Source organism: Streptosporangium sp. NPDC023615 (assembly GCF_040640155.1).
GTDB lineage: Bacteria > Actinomycetota > Actinomycetes > Streptosporangiales > Streptosporangiaceae > Streptosporangium.
The window spans coordinates 42652-68402 of record NZ_JBFABE010000021.1; the positions used below are offsets into that span (position 1 = coordinate 42652).

Here is a 25751-nt window from a genome sequence, read left to right on the forward strand (position 1 = left end):
GCGCGTTCCCGAGGATCTCCCCGTCACCCGGCCGGCGTCGGTCCCGCCCTCTCCGTACCCGCGCCGCTCCGTACCCGCGCCGGTGAGGTCGCGCTCCGCCGGGAGACGTGCGGCCCGGGTGCGTGTCCCGCCGTGCGGGTCAGGAATGTCGGGCGCAGGCCTTACGGTAGGGCGCGTGCCAGAGACGAACCACGAGATCACGCTCGACTCGGCCCTCACCGAGGAGGCCGTGCTCTCGACCTACCGCCGCATGTTCGCGGCGCTCGCCCGCGACAGCGGCGCGGTGGTGGACGACCCGGCGCTCGTCGACATCGCCGAGACGCTGTTCGCGGCGTTCGCCGAGGCCGGCGAGGAGTGGCTGACCCACGAGCAGATGCGCCACGTCTGCCGGGCCTACCCGCTCGACCGGTTCGAGAACCGGCTCCGCGTGCTGCGCGGCCTCGGCGCGATCCGCGAGGTGTTCCCCAAGCCCAACCAGCTCCGCTACCGCGCGTCGTTCACCAGCGTGGTGGGGCTGATGTTCATCCGCCGGATGATGGACGACGGCGGCCAGTCGGAGATGCACCGGCTGCTCGCGCTGGAGGACCTCAACGTGGCCGATCCGGCCACGACGATGGAGGAGGCCCGCACCAGCGCGCAGAACCTCTCCCGCGCCTTCCGGCTCTGGGCGCTGGAGCTGATCACACTGACCGGCGGGACCATCGAGGAGCTGCGCGAGCAGGCGCCCAAGCTCTGGGGCACCGAGGAGATCACCCGGCGGGCGCAGAGCCTGCACGGCACCATCCTGAACCGCTGGCCCGACCTGGACCGCACCTGCACCGAGCTGCGCGCCGCGATCTACTCCTACAGCGACGCCTCGCGCCGCGCCGCCGGCCGCCTGGCCGACTCGGCCGGTACGACGAGGAACCTGACGCTCCTGCCCGCGGAGACCTGGCGCACCTTCGCCCAGACCTCGGGCAGGGAGCGCCTGGCCTCGGTGCTCGACGGCTTCGTCTTCGACGCCCCCGCCCCCTGGCACGATCCGGCGGCGATCGTCCGCGCCGTGGACGAGAGCCCGCGCCCCGCGCCCGCCCAGCCGAATCCCCCGCGCTCGGCCCTGCCCGACCCCGGCCCCGCCGACACCTACGACCCCGGCACCGGCGGCCTCGACCACCTGACCGCCGTGGCCGAGGCCGCGCTGGCGGGGGGTTCCTCGGCCCGGCTGGAGCAGTTGCTCACCGCCGACGGCGAATGGGTCTCGGCCCGCCGCCTGCTGGCCGACCTGGTCGCGGCCGACCTGCGCCCCGACTCCCCGTACCGGCTGCGCTGGTCCGACGGCCTCACCGCCGACCCCGCGGCCGAGCCCGCCTGGCTCTCCCACGGCAGCCTGGAGAGGACCGGCGGTGCCGACTGATCCGCCCCCCACCGCGGCCACCGAGGCCACCGGGACCGCGGACGCGTCCGACGCGTCCGACGCGTTCGCCATGTCCGACGGGTCCGCCGCGTTCGGCACGGCGGCGTCCGTGCCCGAACGGCCCGACGTGGCGCACGTCCGCGCCCGCGCGGGCGGTCCGATCCGGCTCGGCGCCGGGCTGCCCGCCCCGCCGGGGATGGCGCGGCTGGGGCGCGGTGACGGCACGGGCCTGGCGCTGCCGGTCTGGCCGGACGGCGCGACCCCGTCGCTCCTGGAGGAGTACCAGGTCGCCCCGGTCGCGGTGGAACGATCCGGGGAGACCCGGCGGGTGCTGGCCGCGGCCCTGCGCTGCTGCTGGACCGACCTGGCCTCCGATCCCTGGCCCGGTGTCCCGGCCGCGACGGACGACGTGCTGTCGGCGTACCGGGCGCTGATCGGGCGTGACGACGACCTGATGCGCAACTGGGCGATCGGCGCGCTCCGCCGCCTGCACGACTCGGCCTGGCTGGAGGTCTCCGGCGGCCACGTCCGGCTCGGACCGCGGTGCGCCTCGTGGCCCGCGTCGTCGCACGCCCAGCTCCGGGAGCTGATGCGCCGCCTGCCCTCGGGCGCCGGGGAACGGAACGGTCTCGCGATCCTTCCCGTCACCGGCGACGACGATGGCGACGATGGTGACGGCGGCGGCGGCGGTGACGGCGGCGGCCTCGGCGAGCCCGGTGGTCCGGAAGACGCGGGGAGCGATCCCCGCGGGTCCGGCGCCGAGGAGGGTGAGGCCGCCGCGAGCGTCACCGTCCCCGAGAACATGGACGAGGACCTGCTCGGCCCCTTCGACGAGCGGCGCAGGGCCGAGATCGTGGCGGCGTTCATGGCGGTCGAGCACGCGGCCGAGCCCGTGCACGAGGCCCGCTTCCCGGCGCTGCGGGAGCCCGCGCCGCGCCACACGCTCGCCCGGATGCTGGAACGCCGTGGCCGGGTCCTGATCCACGAGCGCGAGACGTGGACGTCGGGGTACGCGGACACCGTGGCCGGGGAGGCGGTCCCGATCCCTGGCGAGGCCGAACGGGCGGTGCTGGTGCTGGTGCTGGTCCACTCGGTGGCCATCCCCCGGGCCGACGGGCTCCTTCCGGCCGACAGCTGGTTGTCGCCGTTCCCGGCCCAGGCCGACGAGCTGCGACGGCACACCCGGCTGCCGATCGGTGAGCTGGAGGCCGCCCTGCGCGTCCTGCGGCACGCGGGGCTGGTGACCCAGGTGAAGGCGGGTGAGGAGGCCGGCGGTTACGTGCCGGGTCCCCAGTTCCACCGGCTGACCCCGCAGGCCAGGCGCCGCCTGCAGGAGGAGCTGATCCTCGCCGCGGGACCGCACACGCCGCTGGCCGCGGCCGTACGGGCGGGCCGGCGGTGACACCGCCCGACGCCAGATGACGACGGGTGACGGCGACGGATGACGACGGATGAAGACGGGTGACGACGGTCGCCGGGCGACGTACCGGAACGAACGACACCCGGTGAGCGCCACCGAGGTGTGCTCCCATGCCCTGAACATGACGCAGGAGCGCGAACACGATGGAAGAGGGGAACGGGGTTGACCGACCAGCGGAACCAGGCCGCGAAAGGCTCACGCGGGAGCCGAGCGAGGACCGCGTCCCCCGGTGGGAGCACCCCCGGGGCCGGGGCCGCTTCGGCCCCGGCGGCCGAGGGCGGCCCCGGTCCGGATGAGATCCCCGGAACCTCCGGGATTCCCGGCGCCTCCGGGAGTTCGGCCGGGACGCAGGCGACCCTGGTCTCCGTGGACGTCCGGGCGGGCGCGCCGACGGAGAACGTGGTGGGCGACCGGGTGCTGGTCGCCGTGCAGCCGGTCAACATCTCCCGGTTGTCGACCCATCCGGTGCCGACCGTGCCGGGTACCCTGATCGTGATCGCGGGCGCCGGACCGAAGGACTCCAACGGCGCGGGCAAGTCGTCGTTCATCGCGATGATCACGGCACTGCTCGGGGACGAGCAGTGGCGTTTCGCCTCCGGCGCCAAGTCGGTGGCGGAGTTGCTGTTCAACGCCGAACTCGCCGCGGGCGGCGGCGGGCGGACCTGGGCCAGCGCCGACCACGGCTACATCATCGGCGTCTTCGCACCGGCCGATCCGGCGCACGACGCGTCCCACGCCCCTCGGCACGACGCCTCCCACGACGCCTCCCACGATGCTCCTCATGACGCTCCCGCGCGTGAGGACGCCTCGCCCGACGCCTCGCCCGACGAATCGCCCGAGGCGTCACTGGACGCGGTCACCGTGTGGCTGCGGGTCAACCAGGAGGCGCCGCACCTGGAGATCCGGTGGGTTCCCGGCATCCACCTGGCCTCGGCCGCCTCGGAGGCGGAACGGGTGGCGCGGGCGGACGAGCTCTGGGCGGCGCTGCCCCGCTCGGCCGGCCGACGCGACGTGGTGGCGCGCGACCTGACGAGGTTCCTGTACGGCGACCGGGTCAGGTGCGTGTCGTTCCTGTCCACCTCGGTGCGGAGCAAGGTCGCCACCAACCTGCTCTCCCAGCCGCTGAACGAGATCTCCCCCGAACGCGTCTTCGAGGCGATCGCCGCGCTGACCGGCCTGGACGCCGAGCTCGACCAGGAGCGGGAGGCCCGCCGCGACGAGCACGCCCGGCGGGTGCGTGCGACGCGGGCCATGGAGCTGCTCCGCGAGTTCGAGGACGAGTCCGGCACCCTCCTGGAGACCTTCGACCGGCGCGACCGGGCCCGCGTCCGGCTTGCCGACGCACTGCGCTGCTGGCGGGGACGGCTGGCGCGCAGGCTCGCCGACGCGGCGCGGCGGGACGAGGCGCTGGCGGTGGAGCTGGAGCGGGTCCGCGCGGCGGGCGCCCGTGCCGGCGAGGCGATCGCCGAGGTGCGGGCGGAGATCGCGACGCTCAAGGACGACACGCTCGAACGCGGCCTGGCCCAGGCCCGCAGGGAGCTCTCCGACCTGCAGTCGCACGCGGCGAAACTGGACGCCGACCGGGCCGTGGCGGAGAACTCCGTGGACGAGCTGCGCGGCTGGATCCCCGGCCTGGAGGAGCAGCGCCGCCTGGCCGACGGACGCGACGTGACCACGGCCACAGCCGAGCTGGCCGGGGCCAGGACGCGGCTGAACGAGGCGTTGAAGGCGCTGGGCGTGGCCGACCGTGAGAGCGAGGGGGCCAGGGCCGCGCTGGACGACGCCGAGGGCGGCCCGGCCGCGGCCCAGCTCAACGCGCTCGCCGGGGCGGGCGTGGGGGCCACCGGGCTGCTCGACGCCATCGACGTCGCCGAGCAGGCGCGTGACCAGGGAGCGGCCGACGGCGGTGGCGACGGTGGCGGCGGCGGCCGGACGGTGCCCGTACCGGGGGGCCGGGGGTGGCCGCACGAGCACACGGTGATCGTCGACGCCGCCGACCTGGAGGCCGCGGCACGCGCGCTGGACGCGCTGCCCGGTTCGGTGCTGGTCAGCGCCGCCGGCGTGACCGTGGTGGGGTCGTTCGAGGTGGCCGTCACCGGCAGGGAGGCCAGGATCAAGGCCGCCGAACAGCGCCTGCATCGGGCACGGGACGTCCAGGAGAGTGCGTCGGCGGCCGTGCGGGCCGCCGAGGACGCGGTGGCCGAGGCGGGCAGGCGACTGGAGGGGGCCAGGGCCGCCCTGCAGCTCGCCGACATCGAGCGGCGGCTGTCCGAGCGCCGGCACGCGCTCATCGAGCTGGCCGAGGCGCTGACCGCGATCGCGCCGAAGGTGGGCGAGGCGGAACGCGGGGTGAGCTCGCTGGACTTCCGGGCCCGCACGCGCACCATGGAGGTCGAGCGGCTGGAGGGCCGCCGGGCACGGCACGAGGCCGACCGGGACCAGGCCGCGGAGCAGGCGGCGCGGATCACCGCCGACCGCGAGGCGCTCGGCCTGGACGCGCTGGCCGGAGAGTGGGGCGGCACCACCGAGGGGGCGCGCGACTGGCTGGACGCCCTCGACGAGCAGGAGCGCCCGCTGACGGCCGAGGAGTGGTGGCGGGCCGCCGAGCGGCGGCTCGACGAGGCGCTGCGCGACACCTTCCCCGGGGAGGACGAGGAGATGCCCGAGGAGCTGCGCTTCCTGGTCAGGGAGCGGGCCGCTCCCGGGGCCGGGCGCACCGCGCGCGAGCAGGCGACGTTCCCCGGTGTCTGCTCGGCGCTCGCCTCCTACCTGCGCGGGCAGGAGGAGTACGAGCGGCACCGGCGGCGCCAGATCGAGACGCAGATCGTCACCCGGCAGCGCGACCTGACCGCCGCCGCGCGGGGGGCCGAGGAGGCCGCCCGGTCCACCGCCGCGCACCGGGCCGCGCTGACCGCCGCGATCAGGGCGCGGCTGGCCCGGGTGGCGGAGGAGTTCGACAGGCTCGACACCTCCTACGGCGGGTACGGGGCGACGCTGGAGTTCCCGGTGCCGCCCGCCCCCGCCGACCCCGAGCAGCGCTGGGCCTGGCGGGTGACCCCCAAGTGGCGCCGGGGCGAGGGGCAGGGTTTCGTGCCGTACGACCGGCGGGCCAACACCGCGCTGATGGACGAGAAGGCGGTCAAGCTGGTCTGCGCGGCGGCGATCGCGTCCTCGGGCGGCGGGCACCTGTGCCTGGTCCTCGACGAGCTGGGCCGCAACCTCGGCAAGGAGCACCGCAGGGAGGCCGTGGCGCTGTTCCGCCGGATCGGCGAGACGTACGGGATCACGGTGATCGGCGCGCTCCAGGACGACATGGAGCCCTACGCGGTCGACGCGTGCGGGCAGTACGTCAAGCTGCGCCGTTCCTCCGACGCCATGCCGTACAACGAGCCGCCGGTGATCATCGGCCATGACGGCCACGCCGCCCGGGTGCGTGCCCTGGCCGCGGCGGTCGGCCGGTGAGGCGGCCTCCGGGCCTCGCGGTCCGGGGACGTTCCCGTCCGGCCCGTCCCGGAGCGGGCCGGGCCGGGGCCCGGTGGCCGGGTGGCGAGCCCGGTGGTGAGACGGTGGGAACGACCGGCCGGACAGGGGAGGGTTCACCGTGGGATGGGACGCCGAGGGCATCGGGGGCGTCGCCCGCGGCTATCGCGGGGCCGTCGTGTCGGAAAGGTCGGATCGCATGGCGGGCGAGCCGTAGACGCTCGGGACGCGGAAGCCGCCGAGCCATTCGGTCAGGCGCGACGCCTCGGCGTCGAGGGCGCGGCGCGCGGCGGCCGGCACCGGCTCCAGCAGCCGCACCCGTACGACACCGGCGTCGTCCTGCACCCAGCAGCCCACCACCCGGCCGTCGGCCCAGGCGGTCGTCCCGGCGTTGCCCCGGCGGTCGAAGAGCCGGTCGCGGTGCGGGCCGAGGTAGAAGTCGCGCCCCTGCCAGCCCATGACGGTCGGATCGAGCACCGGCAGCAGCGCCGCCCACGGGCCGGGCTCGGGGGTCTCGTCGAGGTCGTCGGGCAGTACCCAGCCGGTGGCGCCCCGATCGAGCGAGACCGCGACCGCGTCGAGCCCGGCCAGTGCCGTCCGCACCACGGTCTTGGTGGCGCCCAGCCACCACGCGAGGTCGTCCACGGTGCCGGGACCGAACGAGTACAGCCAGCGGCGCACGATCTCCCGGTAGCCGTCGGCGGCGCCCGTGGGGGCGGGGACGTCGTCGAAGCCAGTGCCGCATCAGGGTCCAGCGCGGCCGCGAGGGTGTACCAGCGGGCGCCGTTGACGCCGCGCACGATGTCGGCGGTGGCGCCGAGGTGGGTGAGGACGCGCGACGCCGACCAGGGGTCGCCCGGGTGACCGGGGTCGCCCGGGTGACCGGGGTCGCCCGGGTGACCGGGGTCGCCCGAACGACCCGACCGGGGCGCACCGATCACCCACCCGGCCCCGGCATCGGGTCTTCGTCGTCGGCCATCCGGCGGTCACCTCGGCGATCATCGGCCCCCGCACCACGGCGCCACCCGCCGCCCCGGCCGGTCGTCAGCCCGGCTCTCCGCCCGGGGACGACGTGTCCGTGTAGAGGCAGAAGGGGTGTCCGGCCGGGTCGAGGAGCACCCGTACCGTCTCCTGCGGCTGGTGGTCGGCGAGCGTCGCCCCCGCCTCGACCGCGTGAGCGACCGCGGCCTCGAGGTCGCCGACCTCCAGGTCGAGGTGCATCATCATCTGCCGGCGGCCGTCGGTGGAGGGCCAGACCGGCGGCACGTACTTCGACTCCGTCTGGAAGGCCAGGTAGGCGACGCCCTCCGGGGGCATGAGCACCACCCATTCCGGCTCCTCCGCGGTGATCCTCCATCCCAGGAGGCGCACGTAGAACCGTGCGAGCGCCCCCGCCTCGGGCGCGTCGAGCACCACACCCCACGATTGAGACCCTGATCGTCCACGCATGAGGGGGTGGTGCCCGAGGAGATCACGACTATGCGGCCTCGCCGCCCTCGTCCGGCCCCGGGGTCCCGGTGAGCGGGCGTTCCCTCAGCAGCAGCGCCAGCACCAGCCCCGCCCCGAAGATCCCGGCGAGCCAGAGGAACATCGGCACCAGGCCGTCGGCGTACGCGGTGGCCACGAGCGCGCGACCGGCAGGAGGCAGCATGGCGACCTCCTCCGGGGTCAGGCGGGACGGGTCCCCCGCCCCGCCGAGAACCGGTCCCAGCGCGGCGGCCACCCGGGCGGCGAACACCGAACCGATCACCGCCGCCCCGACCGTCACCCCGATCTCCCGGACGAAGACGACGGTCGAGGTGGCGGTGCCGACCGAGGACTGGGGTACCGCGATCTGCACCGCGGTGATCGACACCTGCATGAAGCAGCCCACCCCGAGGCCGAGCAGCACCAGGTAGACGGCCAGTGCCCAGGCGGGCGTCTGCGTGGTCATCGACCCCAGAAGCAGCATCGAGACGGCCGCCAGGGCGGTGCCCGCGATCGGGAAGATCTTGTAGCGCCCGAACCTGCTGATCAGGAAGCCCGTGCCGACGTTGGTGGCCAGCAGGCCGAGTGTCAGCGGCACCAGGAACAGACCCGCCTCGGTGGCGCTCATCGAGTACACCATGCGCATGTACGACGGCACGTAGCTGACCACGCTGAACAGTCCGGCCCCGACCACCAGGCTCAGCCCACCGGCGACCAGGACGGTGCGGTCGGCGAGGATGCCGAGCGGGATGAGCGGGTCGGCGGCGCGGCGTTCGGCCAGGACGAACAGGAACGTTCCCAGCACGGTGAACGCCACCAGGCCGAGGATCACCGGGGAGGCCCAGCCGTACAGCGTGCCGCCCCAGGTGCCGATCAGGACGAGCGCGGTCGTCGTGACGGTCATCAGCACGGTGCCCGTCACGTCCAGGGGGGCCGAGAGCCGCCGCTTCGGCAACCGCAGCGACGTGACGGCCAGCACGAACGCCACGATGCCCAGCGGCAGGTTGAGCCAGAAGATCCAGCGCCAGCCGGCGCCGTCGGTGAGCGTCCCCCCGACGAGAGGGCTGATCACGGTGGCGATGCCGAAGACCGAGCCCAGCGGGCCGAGGAACCTGCCCCGGTCGCGCGGCGGGACCAGGTCGGCGACCACCGCCTGCGACAGGATCATCAGCCCCGCCGCACCGAGTCCCTGCAGGGCCCGGGCCAGGACGAGCTGGACGATGTCCTGGGCCAGCCCGCAGAACACCGACGCCGCCAGGAAGACGACGATCGACCCGAGCAGCAGTGACTTGCGCCCTAGGGCGTCACCGAGCTTCCCGAACACCGGCATGGCCACGGCCGCGGCGAGCGCGTAGGAGGCCACCACCCAGGACATGTGCTCCAGGCCGCCGAGCTCTCCGACGATGGTGGGCAGGGCGGTCGCGACGATCGTCTGGTCCAGCGCGGCCAGGAACGTCACCAGCAGCAGGCAGACGAAGACCCGCCAGAGCCGGGGAGCGGGAACGGTGTCCCCCGCGCTCGCAGTGGTCGTTGTGGTCGCCGCCCTCGCCGTGGCGTTCCCTGGCGGGACGGTGCCGGGCGCCGGGTCGGCGGCTCCGGCCGGGAGGGCGGGGGGCGCCGGGACGGCGGACGGCGGGAGAAGGGCGTCGGCCCCGGCGGGGAGGCCGGGCACGACAGGGGAATGATCCACGAGAGACGTCTCCGCGGGTCTCCGCGCGCTCTGTGCGGCGGTGACGGCGGCAGGAGGCGCGGCGCGGAACACGATCGTTCCGCGCCGACGGGCTGCGATGGCGACAACGCGCCCCGTCGTCGGTGAAAGTGTCCCATGCCCCGTCCGGCCGCCCCCGCGCCGGGGTACTCCGTCGCGAAAGCATCCGGTCCGATCCTCGGTGCTCATCGCCGCCCCGTACTCCACGTCCACCCCGTCCGCGTGGGCCGCGCCGTCACACCGTCCGCGCCGTGGTCCGTACCGTGTGCCGTGCCGGAGCCCGCCCGCGTCCGGGCGGCGACTCCGACCTCGCGGCGGGGCGGGGAGCGGCCCGGCGGATCACTGGCGGACGGTCGAGCCGCGGCGCTCCTTGCGGATGCGCAGCTGGGCGGGCACCCGGGTGCGCAGCTCGGCGACGTGGCTGACGATGCCGACCGCCCGGCCGCCGTCGCGCAGCCCGTCGAGGATGTCCAGCACGCCGTCGAGGGTGTCCTCGTCCAGGGTGCCGAAGCCCTCGTCGACGAAGAGCGTGCCGATGTCCGCTCCCCCGGCCTCGGCGGTGACCACGTCGGCCAGGCCCAGGGCCAGCGCCAGGGAGGTGATGAAGCTCTCCCCGCCCGACAGCGTCGCCGGGTCGCGGCCCACCCCCGTCCAGCTGTCCAGGACGTGCAGGCCCAGGCCGCCGCCGGACCTGCTGCGGTCCCCGGCGGTACGGTCGCGGTTGTGCTCCAGCAGGTAGCGCCCGCCCGACATGTGGTCGAGCCGCTCGTTGGCCGACTCGACCACCTGCCGCAGGCGCTCGCCGAGCACGTACGACGACAGCCGCATGTTCCACCGGTTGTCGGTGGAGTTGCCGCCGGTCAGCGCGGCGAGCCCCTCGGCCAGCCGGTGCCGGTCCGCGGCGGGGCGCCAGCGTTCCAGGCAGGTGTCCAGCTCGGCGCGGAGCGCGGCCAGCCGGTTCAGGCGGGCGGTGGCCTGGCCGCGTTCGGACAGCAGGCGGGCGTGGGCGGCGTCGGCGGCGTCCCGCGCCTCGCGCAGGGCCCGCAGGTCGGGCTCGGGCTCGGCCGCGGCGGCGACCAGCTCGGGGTCGGCGAGCGTCGCGGCGACCGCGGCGCTCTCGGTCGCCAGCTCACGCAGCCGGGCCCTCTTGGCCTCCCGCTCGGCGGCGGGACGGACCGCGGCGAGCGCGTCCTCCAGGCCGAGGAACCCCGCCTCGACGACGGCGGACAGGGCCCGGTCGCGGGCCGCGGCGAGCTCGGCGGCGGTGGAACGCTCGTCCCTGACCGCCTCGACGGCCTCCCTGAGCAGCGCGGCCTCGTCGGCCAGCCGGTCCAGCCGGGCCGAGAGCGACGCGTCCTGGCCGCGCGCCTCGTCGATGCGCCGTGCCAGCCGCCCGGCCTCGGCGCCGAGCCTCTCGGCGTCCGTACGGCGGGAGGCCAGCGCGACGGCCAGTTCCCGCGAGCGTTCCCGGAGCCGCTCGGCCTCGGCGGCGATCTCGCCCGCCCGCGCCGACAGCTCCGGCTCGGCGCCCGCCGAATCCCGAAGGGCGGCCAGCGCCCGCTCCGCCTCGGCGAGTTCGGCGGCGGCGTCGTGCGCGCTCAACGTGGTCCGCCCGCTCGCCTCGCGGTGGGCGGCGGCGGCCTCGGCGACGCGGCTCGCGGCGCCGACGGCGGCGGACAGCAGCGCCGCCTCCGCGGCGAGCCGGTCGCGGCGGGCCTGGACCGTCGGGTCGGCTCCCCGGGCGGCGTCCAGGCGGGCGGTCAGGCGTTCGTGCTCGGCCTGTCCGCCCGCGTGGCGGGCCCGGCCCTCGGCCAGGCGCCGGGCGACCTCGGCGGCCGCCTCCCTGGCCGCGTCCAGCTCGGCGGCCAGGCGCGCGGCCTCCGCCGCGAGGGACTCCTCGGTCCTCGCCGTCCCCAGAAGGGCGGCCAGCTCGCGTTCCGCCTCGGCGAGGCTTCGCTCGGCCTCCTGCGCGGTCCGCTCCCCCGCCGTGGCGACGGCCTCCTCCAGACGAAGGGAGAGGGCCGTGACGTCGGTCTCGGCGGCCCGGCGCCGTTCCATGGCCGTCTCGACGTCGGCCTGGGCGGCGCGCTCGTCCTCGGCGGTGGGCGCCTCGTCGGCGGCGGCGGCCGGGGCCGGGTGCTCGGGCGAGCCGCAGACCACGCACGCCTCGCCCGGGACGAGCTTGGCGGCGAGCTCGGCGGCCATGCCGTCGATCCTGGCCTGCCGGATGTCCTGGTGCCGGTCACGCAGCCGCTGGGCGAGATCGACGGCCTCGGTGCGGGCGGCCTGGGCGGTCTCCAGCTCGGCGCGGAGCACCTCGCGGCGTCGTGCCGCGCCGAGCACCACGCCGGCGGCCTCGGCGGCCGACCGCGCCGCCGGGGTGCTCGCCGCGGCCGTCCTGGCCTTCTCCAGGCGGGCGGCCACCTCCGCCGACGCGGCGGGCAGCCCCCGCAGGCTCTCCTGTATCCCGGCCTCGGTACGGGCGGCCTCGCCCAGCTCCGCGTCGAGCTCGTCGAGCCGGGCGCCGAGCTCGGCCAGGCGGGCCTCCTCGGTCCGCAGCCCCTCCAGCCCGGCCAGCTCCTCCCGGCGCTCCCTCTCCAGGGCCGCGAGGATCGCGCGGAGCCGGTCCGGCTCGCCGGACGGGCCGGCGTCCGCGCCGGTACCCACCCCGGCCGTGCCTCCCGCTTCCGCCCCGGCTCCGGCCGCGCCCGTCGATCCTGCCGGAGCCCGCCCCCGGCCGGGGGTGCCGTCCGCCGTACGGTCCTCGGAGGTCTCCTCGTGGGGTCCGGGGTCGAGCCCGTCGCCGAGCTCCCCGTCGAGACCGGACGGGAGGGCGCTCAGGCGGGCGGCGAGGTCGGCGCGGGCGGCGGCCAGCCCGGCGGCGAGGCGGTCGCGCTGCTCGGCGGCCCGCAGCCGGGTGACGGCGGTCTCCACCGCCGACTCGGCGGCCGGGACGCGGGCGGAGTCCAGGCGGGCGGCGGTGAGGCGCTCGTCCACCTCGCGCCGCAGATCCGGGAGGACCTCGAGGCGGGCGTCCGCCACGGCCTGCGCGGCGGTCAGCTCGGCGATCTCGTGACCGGCCCGTTCCCGCTCCCGCTCGATCTCCGCCAGGCGTGTCTCCTCGGCGCGCAGCTCCCCCAGCCGGGTGATCTCGCTCTGCCGGTCGCGTTCCAGCGCGGCCAGGTGCCCGAGTACGGCGCCACGGCGACCGGCGCCGGCGGCCTCGTCGGCGGCCTCGTCGGCGTCGGCGTCGTCGGCCTCATGGACGGCCCCGCCGGTGCCGGAGACGGCCCCGCCGGTGTCGCGGGCGGGTTTGACGACGTCGCGGGCGTCGCGGTCGGTGTCGAGGAGGGCCGGGGAGGCGTCGCGAACGCCGGAGGTGGCGTCGAGGAGGGGAAGGGCGCGGGCGACGGCGTCGGCGGCCAGGTCCTCGGCCTTGGACGCGGCCGCGGCGCGCTGCTCGGCCTCCTGGAGCAGCGGCAGCACCCGGTCGGCCGCCGTCGCCTCCTCCAGGACGGCCTCCAGGTGCGCCCGCTCCTCGGCGGTCTCCTCCAGCGCCCGGCTCCTGACCAGCGCATCGGCGTGGCGCCGGCGCCGGTCGGCCAGCGCGGCGCCGGTCTCCAGGCTCTCGCGTGCCCGCCGTACGGCGGCCTCGCTCCCGGCGTCCCCCAGGTCCAGCCGCGCGACCTCCCGGCTCGCGAGCCCCTCCAGCGCGCGGGCCCAGCCCAGCGGGTCGTCCTCCACCGAGAACTCCGCCGGCGACCCGGTGGACGAATCCGCCGACGACCCCGCCGCGACCTCGAACAAGACCCCCGCGTCCTCCGCCGGGGACTCCGTACCGGTCCCGAGCGCGGCGGTCAGGGCGGGACCGGCGGCCTCCTCGATGCGCTTGACCGCGAAGTCCACCTCCCTGCGCAGGGCCTGCTGCTCACGGAACGCCTCGGTGCGCCTGTCCGCGAGCCAGGACTCGGCGGTGGCGTAGATCTTCACCGAGAACAGGCGCTCCAGGACTTTCCGGCGATCCTCCCCGTCGGAGCGCAGGAACTTGGCGAAGTCCCCCTGGGGCAGCATCGCGACCTGGAGGAACTGCTCGGCGTTCATGCCGAGCAGGGTGCCGACGAACTCCCCGGCCTCGTCGATCCGGGTGGTCAGCCCCACCCACTCCCCGCCCGGGGACAGCTCCTGCAGCAGGGCCTTCTCGTTCTCCCTGGTCGTGCCGGTGCCCCTGAGCTTGGGCCGCTGCCAGGCCGGCGACCGGGTGATCTTCAGCCGCCGGCCCCTGACCGTGACCTCCAGCGCCACGCTGGGCCCGCGGCCGGGGGGCGCGTGGTCGCAGCGCAGGCTCTTGGCGCTGTCGCGCCTGCCGGGCACCCTGCCGTACAGGGCGTAGCAGAGCGCGTCGAGCACGGTGGTCTTGCCCGCGCCGGTGGGGCCGTGGATCAGGAAGAGCCCGGCCTCGGTGAGGGCGTCGAAGTCGACCTGCTCCTCTCCGGGGAACGAGCCGAACGCACTGATCCACAGACGGTGCGGGCGCATCTACGCCATCGCCTCCTTGACGCGGGACGCCTCCACGGCCTCCCTCAGCAGCCGGGTCTCCTCGGGGTCGGCGGCCTCGCCGCGTACCTCGCGGACGAAGTCGAGGGCGACGTCGATCTCGGCGCGCCCCGCCACCCGGGGACGGGTCACGACGTCGTCCGGGCCGCCCTCGGGTTCGAAGGACAGCGCGAGGGTGTGTGGGAAGCGGGCCCGCAGGCGCTCCATCGCCCCCTTGGGCCGGATCCGGTCGACGAGCGTCACCTGCAGCCAGTGGTCCTCGTGGCGGGCGTGCTCGGGCGAGGCGAGCAGGTCGTCGATGCGGCCGGTGAGGCGGGCGACCGGCCTGGGCACCGGGGCCTCGACGAACGTGGCGTCCTCGAACCCGCCGGGGCCGAGGTCGACCAGCCAGGAGCCCTTCACCTGACCGGCCTCGGAGAAGGAGTAGGCGATGGGGGAGCCGCAGTAGCGGACGGTGTCGCTCATCCGCTGACGGCCGTGCAGGTGGCCCAGCGCCGTGTAGTCGACGCCGTCGAAGACCCGTACCGGAACGTGGGCGACGCCTCCCACGCTGATGTCGCGCTCGCTGTCGCTGCCGTGCCCGCCGGTCACGAACGCGTGGGCCAGGACCACCGACCGGCCGGAGCGGCGCGCCAGGTCGGCGCGGACGAGCGACATGGCGTGGCCGATCGCGGCGGTGTGGGTGCGCTCGGGCAGCTCCCAGGCGACGCGCACCAGCTCGGGCTCCAGGTAGGGGATGCCGTAGAAGGCGACGTCGTCGACGACGACCGGCTCGCCGACCCGCGCGGGGTCGGTGCGCAGGTGGACGCCGGCCGCGTCGATGAGCTCGGCGCCGAAGCCGAGGCGGCGCGCCGAGTCGTGGTTGCCGCTGATCAGCACGGTGCGCACGCGGGCGTCGACCAGCCGGCTCAACGCCTGGTTGCACAGCTCGACCGCGTCGACCGAGGGCAGCGCCCGGTCGTAGACGTCTCCGGAGACCACGACCACGTCGACCCGCTCCGACCTGACCGTCTCGATCAGGTGGTCGACGAAGACGCCCTGGGCGGCCAGGAGACTCTCCCGGTGGAACGAGCGGCCCAGGTGCCAGTCCGATGTGTGCAGCACCCGCATGTCGCACGAAGCTAACAGGACCCAGCGACAAATGTGGCCACTGGCGTTACACGGATCCCCCGTATCCGTGGGGTTTCCGGACCTGAGTAGGCTTGAAGATCGAGGGGAACCATACCGGAGAGCGGCGGGCGCGGAGGCAGTGACGAGCGAGGACCGGATCGGCCTGCAGGCCGGCCGTGGCGTTCTGAGCGTCGCCGCCGGTCTGATCCTGGCCGCCCTGGCGACGGTGGGCTACACGCTGCCACCGCCGTTCGACCCGACCCCGCTGCGCGCCGACCCGGTCTTCCAGACCCTTCCCCCGCAGCCGTCCGCCGAGGTCGCGCCGGTCGCCGCGACCGCGCCGATCAGCACCCGCGACGTCACCGTCGTCGCCGAGGACGGCACGCGGCTGCGGGCCACGATCCGCGCGCCGCTCACGCCGGGACGGCACCCGGCGATGGTCTTCGTGCAGGGGGCCGGTGCCGGGGCGCGCGGCGACTTCACCACCCAGGCCGAGTGGCTGGCCAAGGCCGGGATCGTCACGCTCGCCTACGACAAGCGGACCGTGGGCTACGACTTCCGGAACCGCGACTTCGCCCTGCTGGCGAGCGACGCCGTACGCGTCCTGCGGGAGCTGCGCGGGCGCGCGGACGTCGATCCGGCCAGGGTGGGGCTGTGGGGGGTGAGCGAGGGGAGCTGGGTGGTGCCCATCGCCGCCACCGAGAGCGACGAGGTCGGGTTCACCGTGCTGGTTTCGGCGCCCAACGTCTCCCCCGTGCGGCAGGTGACGTGGGCGCTGGGCGAGCAGCTGGAGCGGCTGCACGCCCCGCCGGGGGTGCGCGAGCTGCTCATCCGGGCGATGGGCTCCGTCGACATGAACTTCCTGCGCTACGACGGCCTGCCCGCGTTGCGCGGCGTGCGGCAGCCGGTCCTCGCGCTGTACGGCACCCGGGATCCGTCGATCCCGTTCGTGGAGAGCAGCATGACCCTGACCGGCGCGCTCACCGAGGGGGGCAACCGCGACTACACGATCCGCTACCTGGAGGGCGCCGACCACGGCATGCGCCTGCGCGGCGGCGCCTTCGCGCCCGGTTACCTGCAGACGCTCGCCAACTGGATCCGGGGCCTGCCGGGCACGGCCACGCCGTCGGTGCACATCGCCGGCGCCACGCCTGTCCAGCGCCTGGAGGCCAGCGACGTGCCCGCCGCCCCCTGGTACGCCGGGGGGACGGTCATCGGGCTGGCGCTCTGCCTGGCCGCGGTCGGTTACGTGGTCGCCCCGGTGGCGGAGATGGCCGCCCGGCTGCGCGGCCGGCCGGCGGCGGAGACGAACGCCCGCGTCTGGCCGCCGATCCGGCGCCGGTTCCGCCGGATGGCGTGGACCGGGGTCGGGCTGCTGGTCTCGGTGCTGGCGTTCATCGTCCTGCTGGTGCTGTTCTCGGTCAACCAGGCGGGGGCCTGGCCGGCGGTGCTCGCCGGGTGGCTGGTCATCAGGATCCTGGCGCTGCTGATGCTCCTTCAGGAGGTCACGGGCGTGGCCGCCGTCGTCGAGGGGATGCGCGAGGGCTGGCAGCCCACGCGCGCCCAGAGCTTCGCCGTCGCCGGGGCGCTGGGCGGCAACGGCCTGCTGCTGGTGGCCGCGGCCTACTACGGCCTGTTCTCGTTCCCGCTGTAGAACCAGGGCCGCTCAGGTCGCGGGGGACGCGCAGGTCCCCTCGGGTCGCGGAAGGCGACGCGCGGGCCCCCTCGGGCCCTCTCGGGCCACCGGCGGGACGGCTGGCGCCGCCCGTTCACGGGGAGCCGGGTCAGAGGTGGCCGCCGAGCCAGCGGTCGATCTCGGCGAGCACGCGCTCGCGGACCGGCGCGGGCGAGAGCACCAGGTCGTGCATGCCGCCCGCGACCCGCACGCACGTCACGTGCGAGCCGATGCTGGTCGACCAGCGGGCGATCTGCCGGGGGTCGAGCACCACGTCGGCGCCGCGCGCCTCCGGGGCGAAGGCGCGCAGCCGCAGCCCCCTCTCCGCGCACAGCACCAGCACCGGCACGTCCACCCGCAGGCCGCCGTGCAGCCTGCGCTGTGCCCGGCGGACCGCCGCCAGCCAGGCCGCGTGCACCGGGAACCCGCCGATGGGCTTCCACTCCAGGTCGAAGTCCCACTCGCCGTGGTGGGTGCGGTGCAGGCTCGCGCCGTACGCGGTGGCGGGCGTCAGGGGCAGCACGGCGCGGGCCGGCAGCCTGGACAGCGGGCCGCCCAGCAGGTCGGCCGCCGCCCGCAGGGGGGACGGGACGTTGAGGTCGAGGAAGGGGCTGTTGAGCACCAGCGCCTGGACCAGTCCCCGGCCGCGGACCCGGTCGGCCCAGAGCGGGGCGATCAGACCCCCGGTGGAGTGGGCGTTGAGGACGACCCGCTCGTGCCCGTCCCGCTCGCGGACGACCCGTACGGCCTCGTCGATCTCCGGGAAGTACTCGGTGAGGCTGCGCACGAACCCGCGGGTCTGGTGCGGCAGCAGCGAGCGGCCGTACTTGCGCAGGTCGAGGCCGTAGAAGTCGAAGCCGCGGGCGACGAAGTGGTCGGCCAGGTGGGTCTGGAAGAAGTAGTCGGTGAAGCCGTGCACGTACAGCACGGCTCCGCGGGCGGGTCCGGTGGCGCGCCGCCGCACCAGCGAGGCCACCACCGGCCCCTCGTGGTCGTCGGCCATCGGCAGGACCGTGAGCTCGTAGCCGTGGCCGAGAACGTCGGGGGCGGGTCGGTCGAGAGCGGGCACGTCGGGGGCGGGCACGCCAGGGGCGGGCACGCCAGGGGCGGGCACGCCAGGGGCGGGCACGCCAGGGGCGGGAAGGTCGGACATGACGGTCAGTGTCGCTCGTCGGGCCGCTCGTAGGGGTTGTCCGGCCAGGAGGGGACCGCCTCGGGGAGGTCTCCCGAGACCTTCATCGGGAACGTCGCCGCCCGCTTCTCCAGGAACGCCGTGACGCCCTCGGCGGCGTCCGGGGCCGAGCCGAGCGCGTTCATCAGGATCGAGTCGGCGCGGTGCGCCTCCCACGGGGAGGCGGCCGACAGGCCCGACCACATCAGCCGGCGGATCGCGGCGACCGAGACGGCGGAGGTGTTGTCGGCGATCTCCCGGGCGAGCGCGTACGCGGCCGGGAGCAGCTCGTCCGGGGCGAGGACCCTGGAGACCAGCCGCCCCCGGAGCGCCTCGTCGGCGGGGAACACCCTGCCGGTCGCGGCCCACTCCATGGCCTGGGAGATGCCGACCAGGCGGGGCAGGAACCAGCTCGAGGCGGCCTCGGTCACGATGCCGCGGCGGGCGAAGACGAAGCCGAACCTGGCGGTGTCGGAGGCGAGCCTGATGTCCATCGGGAGCGTCATCGTCACCCCGACGCCCACGGCCGGGCCGTTGATCGCGGCGATGACCGGCTTGAGCGACCTGGCGATCCGGAGCGCGACCGTGCCGCCGCCGTCGCGGGGCGAGCCGTCGACGGTGTCCCGCCCGGCGTACATCTCGCCGGTCCTGCGGTGGTCGAAGGTCTCTCCCCCGCCCGAGAGGTCGGCGCCCGCGCAGAAGGCGCGGCCCCTGCCGGTGACGACGACGGCGCGCACCCCGTCGTCGGCGTCGGCCAGGTCGAAGGCGTCGATCAGCTCGCCTCGCATGACGTAGGTGAAGGCGTTGAGGCGGTGCGGGCGGTCGAGAGTGATCGTGGCGACGCCATCCGCCACCTCGTACTGGATCTCCGTGAAGGCCATGACCGAATCTTATTCCAGAGAAAAAGCCCGATAAGTCCGTATGAGCTTCTTGAGTTGTTCACCGACTTGTCGCTCACGACGGTGTTTCACCCCCCTAATATCTCTCTGCGACGGTGACGGACGAGGAAACGGGGGGCAGGTGCGGGACAGACCACGGCCGTCCGGAGTCGGGGCGGTCATCGGCTGGACGGCACTGGCCGCCGTCGCCCCGGGCGCGGCGCACCTGCGCGCGGGATGGCGCAGGACCGGCCTGGCCCTGCTGTCCGGGTACGCCGTGCTGCTGCTGGCCCTGCTCTGGGTGGTGCTCACCTCCGACCTGGGCGCCCTCGCCGGGCAACTGGCCGCCTCCTCCTCGAACGTGACCATGGTCATCGCGGCCTCGGCGGTGCTGGGTCTCGCCTGGTTCGCGCTGATCGTGCACTCGTTCACGGTGATGAACCCCGGCCGCCTGCCCAGGGCCGGGCAGGCGGTCGCGGGGAGCCTGGCAGGTCTGCTCGCGGTGACCGTGCTGCTGCCCTTCGGTCTGGTCGGGCAGTCCGCGGCGGTGTCGCAGTCGGCGGTCACCGACATCTTCGACGCCCCCTCCACGCCGGGTCCCGGCGGCGGTGGCACGGGCAAGCCGGACGATCCGTGGTCGGGCCGCTCGCGGGTGAACATCCTGCTGCTCGGCGGCGACGCCGACACCCATCGGGAGGGTGTGCGCACCGACAGCATCAACGTGGCCAGCGTGGACGTCCGGACCGGCAACACCGTGCTGCTCAGCCTGCCGCGCAACCTGGAGAACGTCCGCTTCGTCCCGGGCTCGCCCATGGCGAGGCGCTTCCCCGACGGCTTCCGGCTGCCGGTCAACCCGGACGGCTCGCGCGAGGACCTGCTCTTCGCGGTCTGGGAGTACGCCGACGCCCACCCGGAGATCTTCGGGGGGCGCAGGCACCAGGGCACCAGGACGCTCATCGACACGGTCGGGTACACGCTGGGGCTGAAGATCGACTGGTACGCCCTGGTCAACATGTGGGGCTTCGCCCGGCTGATCGACGCGATCGGCGGCGTGACGCTGACCGTGCCCCAGGACGTGGTCTTCGGCAGGTACAACGAGGGCCTGGTCAAGGCGGGCACCCGCCGCCTGCGCGGCGCCGACGCGATGTGGTTCGCCCGCTCGCGCACCAACAGCGACGACTACACCCGGATGGGCCGTCAGCGCTGCGTGCTGGGCGCCCTGCTGTCCCAGGCGGACCCGGCGACCGTGCTGTCCCGGCTCAACCAGGTCGCGACGGCCACGAAGGAACTGCTGAGGACCGACATCCCGCGCCCGATGCTGGAGCACCTCGTCCCGCTGGTGCTGAAGGTGAAGAACGCGAAGGTGACCAGCGTCCAGTTCGTCCCGCCGCTGATCAACACCGGCTACCCCGACTGGGACAAGATCCGTAAGGTCACCGCGAAGGCCCTGCGCGCCTCGGCCGCCCCCAAGCGCCCGCTCACCGCCACCGCGGCCCCCTCGGCCACACCCGGGACCACCCTCGCCGCCACGCCCGGAACCGGGGACACCGCGACGGCCACCGGCGGCCCGGGGACCGGCGAGGGCACCGCGTCCGCCCGGACCCCCCGTCCCCGGGCGAGCGCCACCGCCAAGCCGGACCCGTCCGCCGCGAAGGGCATCACCGAGGGCTGCGCCTGAGCGTCGCGCCCGGGTACCGGCGCTCGCCGGGCGCCTGGCCCGGCGCGTCCGGTCCGGCGCGTCCGTCACCGGCCGCCTGCCGTCGGCCCTCCACCGAGCCGTACGGTGACCGTCGCCGAGCCCCCGTCCCGCAGGGCCGCCCTGCCGAAGGTGAGCGTGAGACCGGCGCCGGTCGTGGCGCCCGTCAGCAGCCCGTGACCGCGCAGCACCCCGGTCACCGGCCGGTCCCACGTCACGGTCAGGGTGTCCAGGTCGCGTCGCGGGTCGGACACGGTCAGCGTGGCCGTACCGTCGTCCGCCTCCCGGACCAGGAGCGCGCACGGCGCGGAGGCGGCCAGGCCGCCGACGGCCCCGCCGTTCCAGAAGACGACGGCGGACAGGCCGAGCGAGGGGACCCGCACCCCCTGCCGCCGGGCGGTGTTGTCGAGCACCCTCATCCAGCCGGGGCCGGCCGCCCGCGACCGGGTCGCGGCCAGGCTCGCCCCCGGCAGGAGCACGTAGAGGTACCCGGCCGAGACGGGGTCGACGCCGTGGTCGAACCACAGGGTCGTGTAGTCGCGCGCAGGCGTCCCCGTCCCCGCCTCCGCCCGCGTCCCGTCCGCGGCGCGTCTCTCGCGCAGTGTGCGCAACCCCGAGGCGCAGGGCAGGACGTAGCCGCCGTGCCCCTCCAGGTGCGCCCAGCCCGCCTCCTCGTCCAGGGTCAGGGGGGCGCCGGTCCTGCGGTTGTCCACGATCGTCTCGACGGGCACACCGTCCTCGCCGGTGATCCCGGCACCCAGGCAGACGACGGCGTCGTCGAGGAAGAACCACGACTTGAACGCCTCCATCGTGCTTTCGAGGCCGTTCAGGTGCTGGCCGACCGCCGCGTACACGCCGTCGGTGGCGCCACCCACCCAGCGGACCGGGGGGCGGGTGTCCCCCCACGCCCCGCCGGCGCCGTCCGCGAGCCGCCGGGTGGAGACGGTCGTGCCCGGCAGCCGGTAGGGGTCGACCGTGGACCAGAAGGAGTCGGAGTACTGGTCGCCGTGGTCCTCACCCCACCAGTAGAGCATTCCCGAGCCGGTGTGCCAGCCGCGCAGGTTCTCGCCGTTGCCGTGCTCGTAGTGGCCGACCCGGTCCGAGGCCATGCTGAGGGCCGCGCACCAGCCCGGCCGGCGATGGACGGCACGGGCGCTCGCCGGCAGGAGCCGGTGCCCGGCGGGCTCGGCTGCGGCGGGGATCGCGTCGTCGTCCAGGACGGCGGCCAGGCGGGCGTGGGCTCCCAGGTCGTCGCGCCCGGCCGCGGCGAGCATGGGCCGGTGGACGTCCCGCAGCGCCCACCCCTTGACCATGGAGCGCCAGCGGGCCCGCTCTGCGGCCGAGGCCGCCTCGCCCAGCAGCAGGATCGACAGGGCGATCCCGCGCCCCCTGTCGTGGTCGCCGTACGGCCGCCTGCCGATCCCCCGGCCGGCGACGAGGTCCATGCAGAAGCCGTCGTGGACGAACGGCGCGAACGACCTCTCGACCATGTCGAGGACGACCTGCCTGGCCGGGTCGGCGATCTCCCAGGGCGAGCCGCGCAGCACCGCGAACAGTGTCGCCAGGCCCGACAGCAGAACCACCCCGTAGCCGCCCTGGTAGGGGACGGAGGTGTGCTGGAGGAACGAGCCGTCCCGGTGGAAGCCGTCGCCCTCCTCGACGTGGGGGAAGACCGGGGAGAGCGCCGAGGCCGCCAGCGCGACCCCTCCCGGGTCGGACCCGAGGACGGCGCGCAGCAGCGTCACGACGCACAGGTCCACCCGGTTGGCGCCGGTGCTGGTGCCGTCGTAGTCGCGCAGGCGGCACGCGGGCACGAAGTGCTCCGCCGCCCGCCGCAGCGGTCCGCTCTCCCGCTCGGTCAGGTGCGGGCCGATCAGCACGGCCGCGTCCAGGAGCCTGCGGGGCACGCCGATCTGCCAGTCCCACCAGTTGCCCGTCGCCTCCGCGCCCGCGGCGTACACCCGGCGGCGGTAGTGGTCGATCCCGGCCGCGACGGCCGCGGCCAGGTCCGCGTCACCGGTCAGGCCGGTCCCGGGCAGGGCGTACGCGCGGGCCATGCTCCGCAGCCGCGCCGGGGTGGCGGTGAAGGAGGGGAACGGCAGGCCGGGCCAGAGCGACGAGGCGGCCGGCGCCATGGTGTCCCGGTACCGCGCCGCGGTCCCGCCCAGTCTCGCCAGCCGGGTCCGGTAGGGCTCGGCCGAGGCGTCGAAGCCCGACCCCGCCGTGACGTCCCGCCATCGGTCGCGCAACAGGGCGAAGACATCCGGGACACCGGGGGTAGCGGGGGCGCCGGGGGCGCCCGGGGCGCCGTCCCGCGACGGTGCGGAGCCCGCCGGTACGGGCCGGACCGCCGGCGTGCGCGAGGACAGGCCCGTGACGCGCGCGATCTCGGCCGGGATCAGCGCTCCGGCCGCGGCGGCCCCGCCGAGCCGGAGAAGCGACCGCCTGGAACATCCGCTCACCCCCGGATTGTCGCTCAAGGGGGGTTGCGGCCGGGCAGCGGGCCGGTCACGGTCGGCACCTCCCCCGGACATCTCGGACGGCGACACCGCCCGGGGCCACTACACCGGGGTCTACGTCGTCCCGCCGTCACGTGAGCGTCGGCACCTCGCCGCGCGCCGCCCATGTGACGTCGACCCCGCGCAGGCTCGCCGCCCACGGTCCGGCGATCCCGGCGAGACCGGCCGCGTCCGGTGGCGTGCGGCCGAGGCCCACGGCGAACCGCACCGCGTCCGGTCCGCTCTCGAACGGCCGGGGCCAGGCGTGCGCGTCACGCGTGCCGGCCCGCTCCAGCGAGGTCAGCAGCGCGCGCATCCTGCCGCGAGCGCGGCCCAGCGTCCCGCCGGGGTCACCGGCCCGCTCCGTCCGTACGGTCACCACCGCCCACGCCGCGTGCCGGCGGTGCAGCGGCGGGGGCGACAGCAGCGCGGACCAGGGAACCGGGCCGGTTCCCGCCGCCTCCAGGATCTCCCAGGCGTGGTACAGCTCCTGTGTCAGCAGATCCCGGCCGCCGGCGCCGACCTGCTCGGTGCACGAGCGGACCGGGGTGCCGGGAGTCATGACCGTGACGGCCGCGCGGTCGTCGGGTGGATCACCGCCCGACGGGCCGCTCTCCCGGGCGGGCGTCCTCCCCCCGCCGGGAGGCGCCTGCGGCCACAGCTCGACCGGACGGCTCCAGTCCCAGGCGGCCCAGGTGCCGAAGAAGTGCCGCAACAGCTCGCCCCGCGACGGACCCCCCGTGTCACCCGGGCTTCCCGGGTCTTCCGGATGCCCTGGATTCCCCGGAGCCCCGGCCTCGCGCGTCGCCCGCGCCGCCAGGACGGTCCAGGCCAGGCCGGGCAGCCCGCCGAACGGGGCCGAGTCCAGGCCCCGCGCCCTCGCCCAGGCCTTCACCTGCCGCGCCAGGGCGAGGAAGGCCGCGCGGTCCGCGCCCGCCGCGGCGAGTACCGCGTCGGCGTCGCTGATCGCGCTGAGCGCGAGGGCGGACGCCTCGTCCAGCTCGGTACGGCGCTCCACCGCCTCGGCGGGAGGAAGTCCCCCGGTCACGACGACGGCCAGGTCCACGTCGAGGCCCCCGGCGCGCAGCCGCAGGCCGGGTACGCGGGCGCCGTGGACGCGCCGCATCCCCGTCGCCTCCGGCAGCGCCGCCCGGACCCTGTCCTCGACGCTCCCGATGCTCCCGATGCCTCCCGTGCCCTCGGCGCCCTCGGTGCCCCTCATGCGCCGAGCGCCCTTCGCGTTCCCGGTGCCTCCCGGTCCGGGCGGTCCGGGCGGTCCGGGCAATGCCGCCACCAGGTCCAGGTCCGCGCCCGGCAGCGCGCAGCCCAGGCGGCGCGATCCCGCGACGTACACGCTCCCCTCCGGCAGCGAGGCCCGCAACCGCTCCACGACCTCCCGCGCCCGCGCCTCCTCCTCGGGACCGCTGGGATGAGGCTCCCGCCCCGCCCCCACCCCCTCCGTCCCCGCGCCCTCGCCCTCGCCCGCGTCGCCGACGCCGACGCCGACGGTGACGGTGACGGTGACGGTGACGGTGACGTCCGTACCGGCGTCCGTGGTGACGTCGGCGACGACGCCGTAGTGGTCCGACAGGAAGAGGCCGTCGTCGGTCGCGGGAGAGTCACCCCGCACGGCGGCGTCGACGGTCCGCAGGCCGTGGCCGCGCAGCAGCACCCGGTCGAGCCGGGAGGCCCGGCCGGAGAGCGAGGAGACGGCCGCCAGCGGGTTGGTCCCGGGGTCGAAGGTCGCGGTCCGGTCGTCGGGTCCGTGGAACTCCGTCCAGGCGTCCCGCAGGCCCAGCACCCGGGCGGGACCGTCGCCGCCGTCGTTGAGGTCTCCCAGCAGGATCAGGTCGCCGTCGACCGAGGCCAGCACCTCGGCGAGGCGGGAGAGTTCCGCGTCGCGCCTGGCGGGGCCGTTCTCGCTGTGGTCACTGGTGAGATGGGTGGCGGCGACCACGAGCGGACCGGCGGCGGACCGCACCGTGAGCGCCGCGACGGCCTTGTGCGGGCCGAGGACATGGCGTCCCCCCTCCCGTACGGGCAGGCGGCTGAGCAGCAGGACCCCGCTGTCGTCGATGTCGCGGCCGGCCGGGTCGGCGCTCAGCGTGTAACCGTTCCTGACCCAGGCGGCTCCCAGCAGCGGGCCGAGCAGCCCGGCCTCCACCTCCTGCAGCGCGATGACGTCGGCGTCGGCACGTTCCAGCTCCTCGACCAGCAGCGGCCTGCGGCGGGCGGTGGCGATCCGGTGGCCGTCGTAGCGGTCCCACAGGGTGTTCCAGGTCAGCACGCGCAGGCGGGCGGGCACCGGCACACGCGCGGCCGCCGTCTCCGGCCCCGACAGCCCCGACAGCCCTGTCGGCCCCGTCGGCCCCGTCGGCGCGGGGCGCCAGCCTCCGGCCGGGTCCCACGCGAACGGTGTCACGGCGGTGAAGAACGGCGCCCGGAGCCTGCGCGGTTCCCGTACCCGGCCGGCGAGCGAGGCGTCGACGCGGTCCAGACCCGCCGCGCGGTCCCAGAGCACCTCGCCGTCGGCCTCGACGAACAGGACGCGGTGCCAGGGGATGTCGCCCCCGGGCACGAAGGCGGGCAGCGGGACGCGCTTGGGGGCGGCGCCGCGCACGTTGATCCCCAGCACGAACCGGGCCGGGTCGAAACGCGGGTCCCAGCGCACCCGGTGGTAGATCTCCTCGCTCGTGCGCAT

General features: G+C 75.6%; 14 protein-coding genes. 5 read left to right on the forward strand and 9 right to left on the reverse strand.

All coding sequences use genetic code 11. The features are described 5' to 3' along the window. Positions 1-175 precede the first annotated feature (175 nt). The 3 genes from AB0G16_RS17400 to AB0G16_RS17410 all read left to right on the forward strand — a co-directional run bounded on the left by AB0G16_RS17400 (position 176) and on the right by AB0G16_RS17410 (position 6275). Entirely contained in the window at positions 176-1393 is a 1218-nt protein-coding gene (locus AB0G16_RS17400) for a hypothetical protein (RefSeq protein WP_362805602.1), read from the forward strand. Beyond that, a complete protein-coding gene (locus AB0G16_RS17405; protein WP_362805604.1) occupies positions 1383-2795 on the forward strand; it encodes a hypothetical protein in 1413 nt (470 codons plus the stop codon). Before AB0G16_RS17400 ends, AB0G16_RS17405 begins: the two co-directional genes overlap by 11 nt. A 384-nt stretch (positions 2796-3179) precedes the next feature. Continuing rightward, entirely contained in the window at positions 3180-6275 is a 3096-nt protein-coding gene (locus AB0G16_RS17410) for a chromosome partitioning protein ParA (protein ID WP_362805606.1), read from the forward strand. A gap of 180 nt (positions 6276-6455) precedes the next feature. Here AB0G16_RS17410 and AB0G16_RS17415 read toward each other — a convergent pair whose 3' ends face one another. The 5 genes from AB0G16_RS17415 to AB0G16_RS17435 form a co-directional block, all read right to left on the reverse strand. Then, entirely contained in the window at positions 6456-6974 is a 519-nt protein-coding gene (locus AB0G16_RS17415; protein ID WP_362805608.1) for a crosslink repair DNA glycosylase YcaQ family protein, read from the reverse strand. Between the two features lie 363 nt (positions 6975-7337). After that, a complete protein-coding gene (locus AB0G16_RS17420; RefSeq protein ID WP_362805610.1) occupies positions 7338-7706 on the reverse strand; it encodes a VOC family protein in 369 nt (122 codons plus the stop codon). Positions 7707-7770: 64 nt separating this feature from the next. Beyond that, the gene (locus tag AB0G16_RS17425) at positions 7771-9450 is read right to left on the reverse strand and encodes an MDR family MFS transporter (RefSeq protein ID WP_362805612.1); all 1680 of its coding nucleotides are present in this window, start codon (positions 9448-9450) and stop codon (positions 7771-7773) included. Between the two features lie 357 nt (positions 9451-9807). Continuing rightward, the gene (locus AB0G16_RS17430) at positions 9808-14004 is read right to left on the reverse strand and encodes an AAA family ATPase (RefSeq protein ID WP_362805614.1); all 4197 of its coding nucleotides are present in this window, start codon (positions 14002-14004) and stop codon (positions 9808-9810) included. Next, a complete protein-coding gene (locus AB0G16_RS17435) occupies positions 14005-15132 on the reverse strand; it encodes an exonuclease SbcCD subunit D (protein ID WP_362805616.1) in 1128 nt (375 codons plus the stop codon). It abuts the gene before it with no gap. 139 nt (positions 15133-15271) lie between these two features. Between AB0G16_RS17435 and AB0G16_RS17440 the strand changes: the two genes are divergently transcribed. Beyond that, positions 15272-16786 (forward strand): prolyl oligopeptidase family serine peptidase, encoded by a 1515-nt coding sequence (locus AB0G16_RS17440; RefSeq protein WP_362805618.1) that lies wholly within the window; start codon positions 15272-15274, stop codon positions 16784-16786. A gap of 130 nt (positions 16787-16916) precedes the next feature. Here AB0G16_RS17440 and AB0G16_RS17445 read toward each other — a convergent pair whose 3' ends face one another. Both AB0G16_RS17445 and AB0G16_RS17450 read right to left on the reverse strand, forming a co-directional pair. After that, on the reverse strand, positions 16917-17960 hold the full coding sequence (locus AB0G16_RS17445; protein WP_362805620.1) for an alpha/beta hydrolase: 1044 nt from the start codon (positions 17958-17960) through the stop codon (positions 16917-16919). A gap of 5 nt (positions 17961-17965) precedes the next feature. After that, positions 17966-18859, reverse strand: a complete 894-nt coding sequence (locus tag AB0G16_RS17450) for a crotonase/enoyl-CoA hydratase family protein (protein WP_362805622.1) — start codon at positions 18857-18859, stop codon at positions 17966-17968. A gap of 139 nt (positions 18860-18998) precedes the next feature. On the opposite strand from AB0G16_RS17450, the gene AB0G16_RS17455 reads away from it, so the two are divergent. Beyond that, positions 18999-20534, forward strand: a complete 1536-nt coding sequence (locus AB0G16_RS17455) for an LCP family protein (RefSeq protein WP_362805624.1) — start codon at positions 18999-19001, stop codon at positions 20532-20534. A gap of 65 nt (positions 20535-20599) precedes the next feature. Here AB0G16_RS17455 and AB0G16_RS17460 read toward each other — a convergent pair whose 3' ends face one another. Both AB0G16_RS17460 and AB0G16_RS17465 read right to left on the reverse strand, forming a co-directional pair. Beyond that, positions 20600-23014, reverse strand: coding sequence for a polysaccharide lyase 8 family protein (locus AB0G16_RS17460; RefSeq protein ID WP_362805626.1), 2415 nt, complete (start codon positions 23012-23014; stop codon positions 20600-20602). A 127-nt stretch (positions 23015-23141) separates the two neighbouring features. Beyond that, positions 23142-25751 carry an RNA repair domain-containing protein gene (locus AB0G16_RS17465; RefSeq protein ID WP_362805628.1) on the reverse strand — a complete coding sequence of 870 codons (2610 nt, stop codon included), beginning with the start codon at positions 25749-25751 and terminating at the stop codon, positions 23142-23144.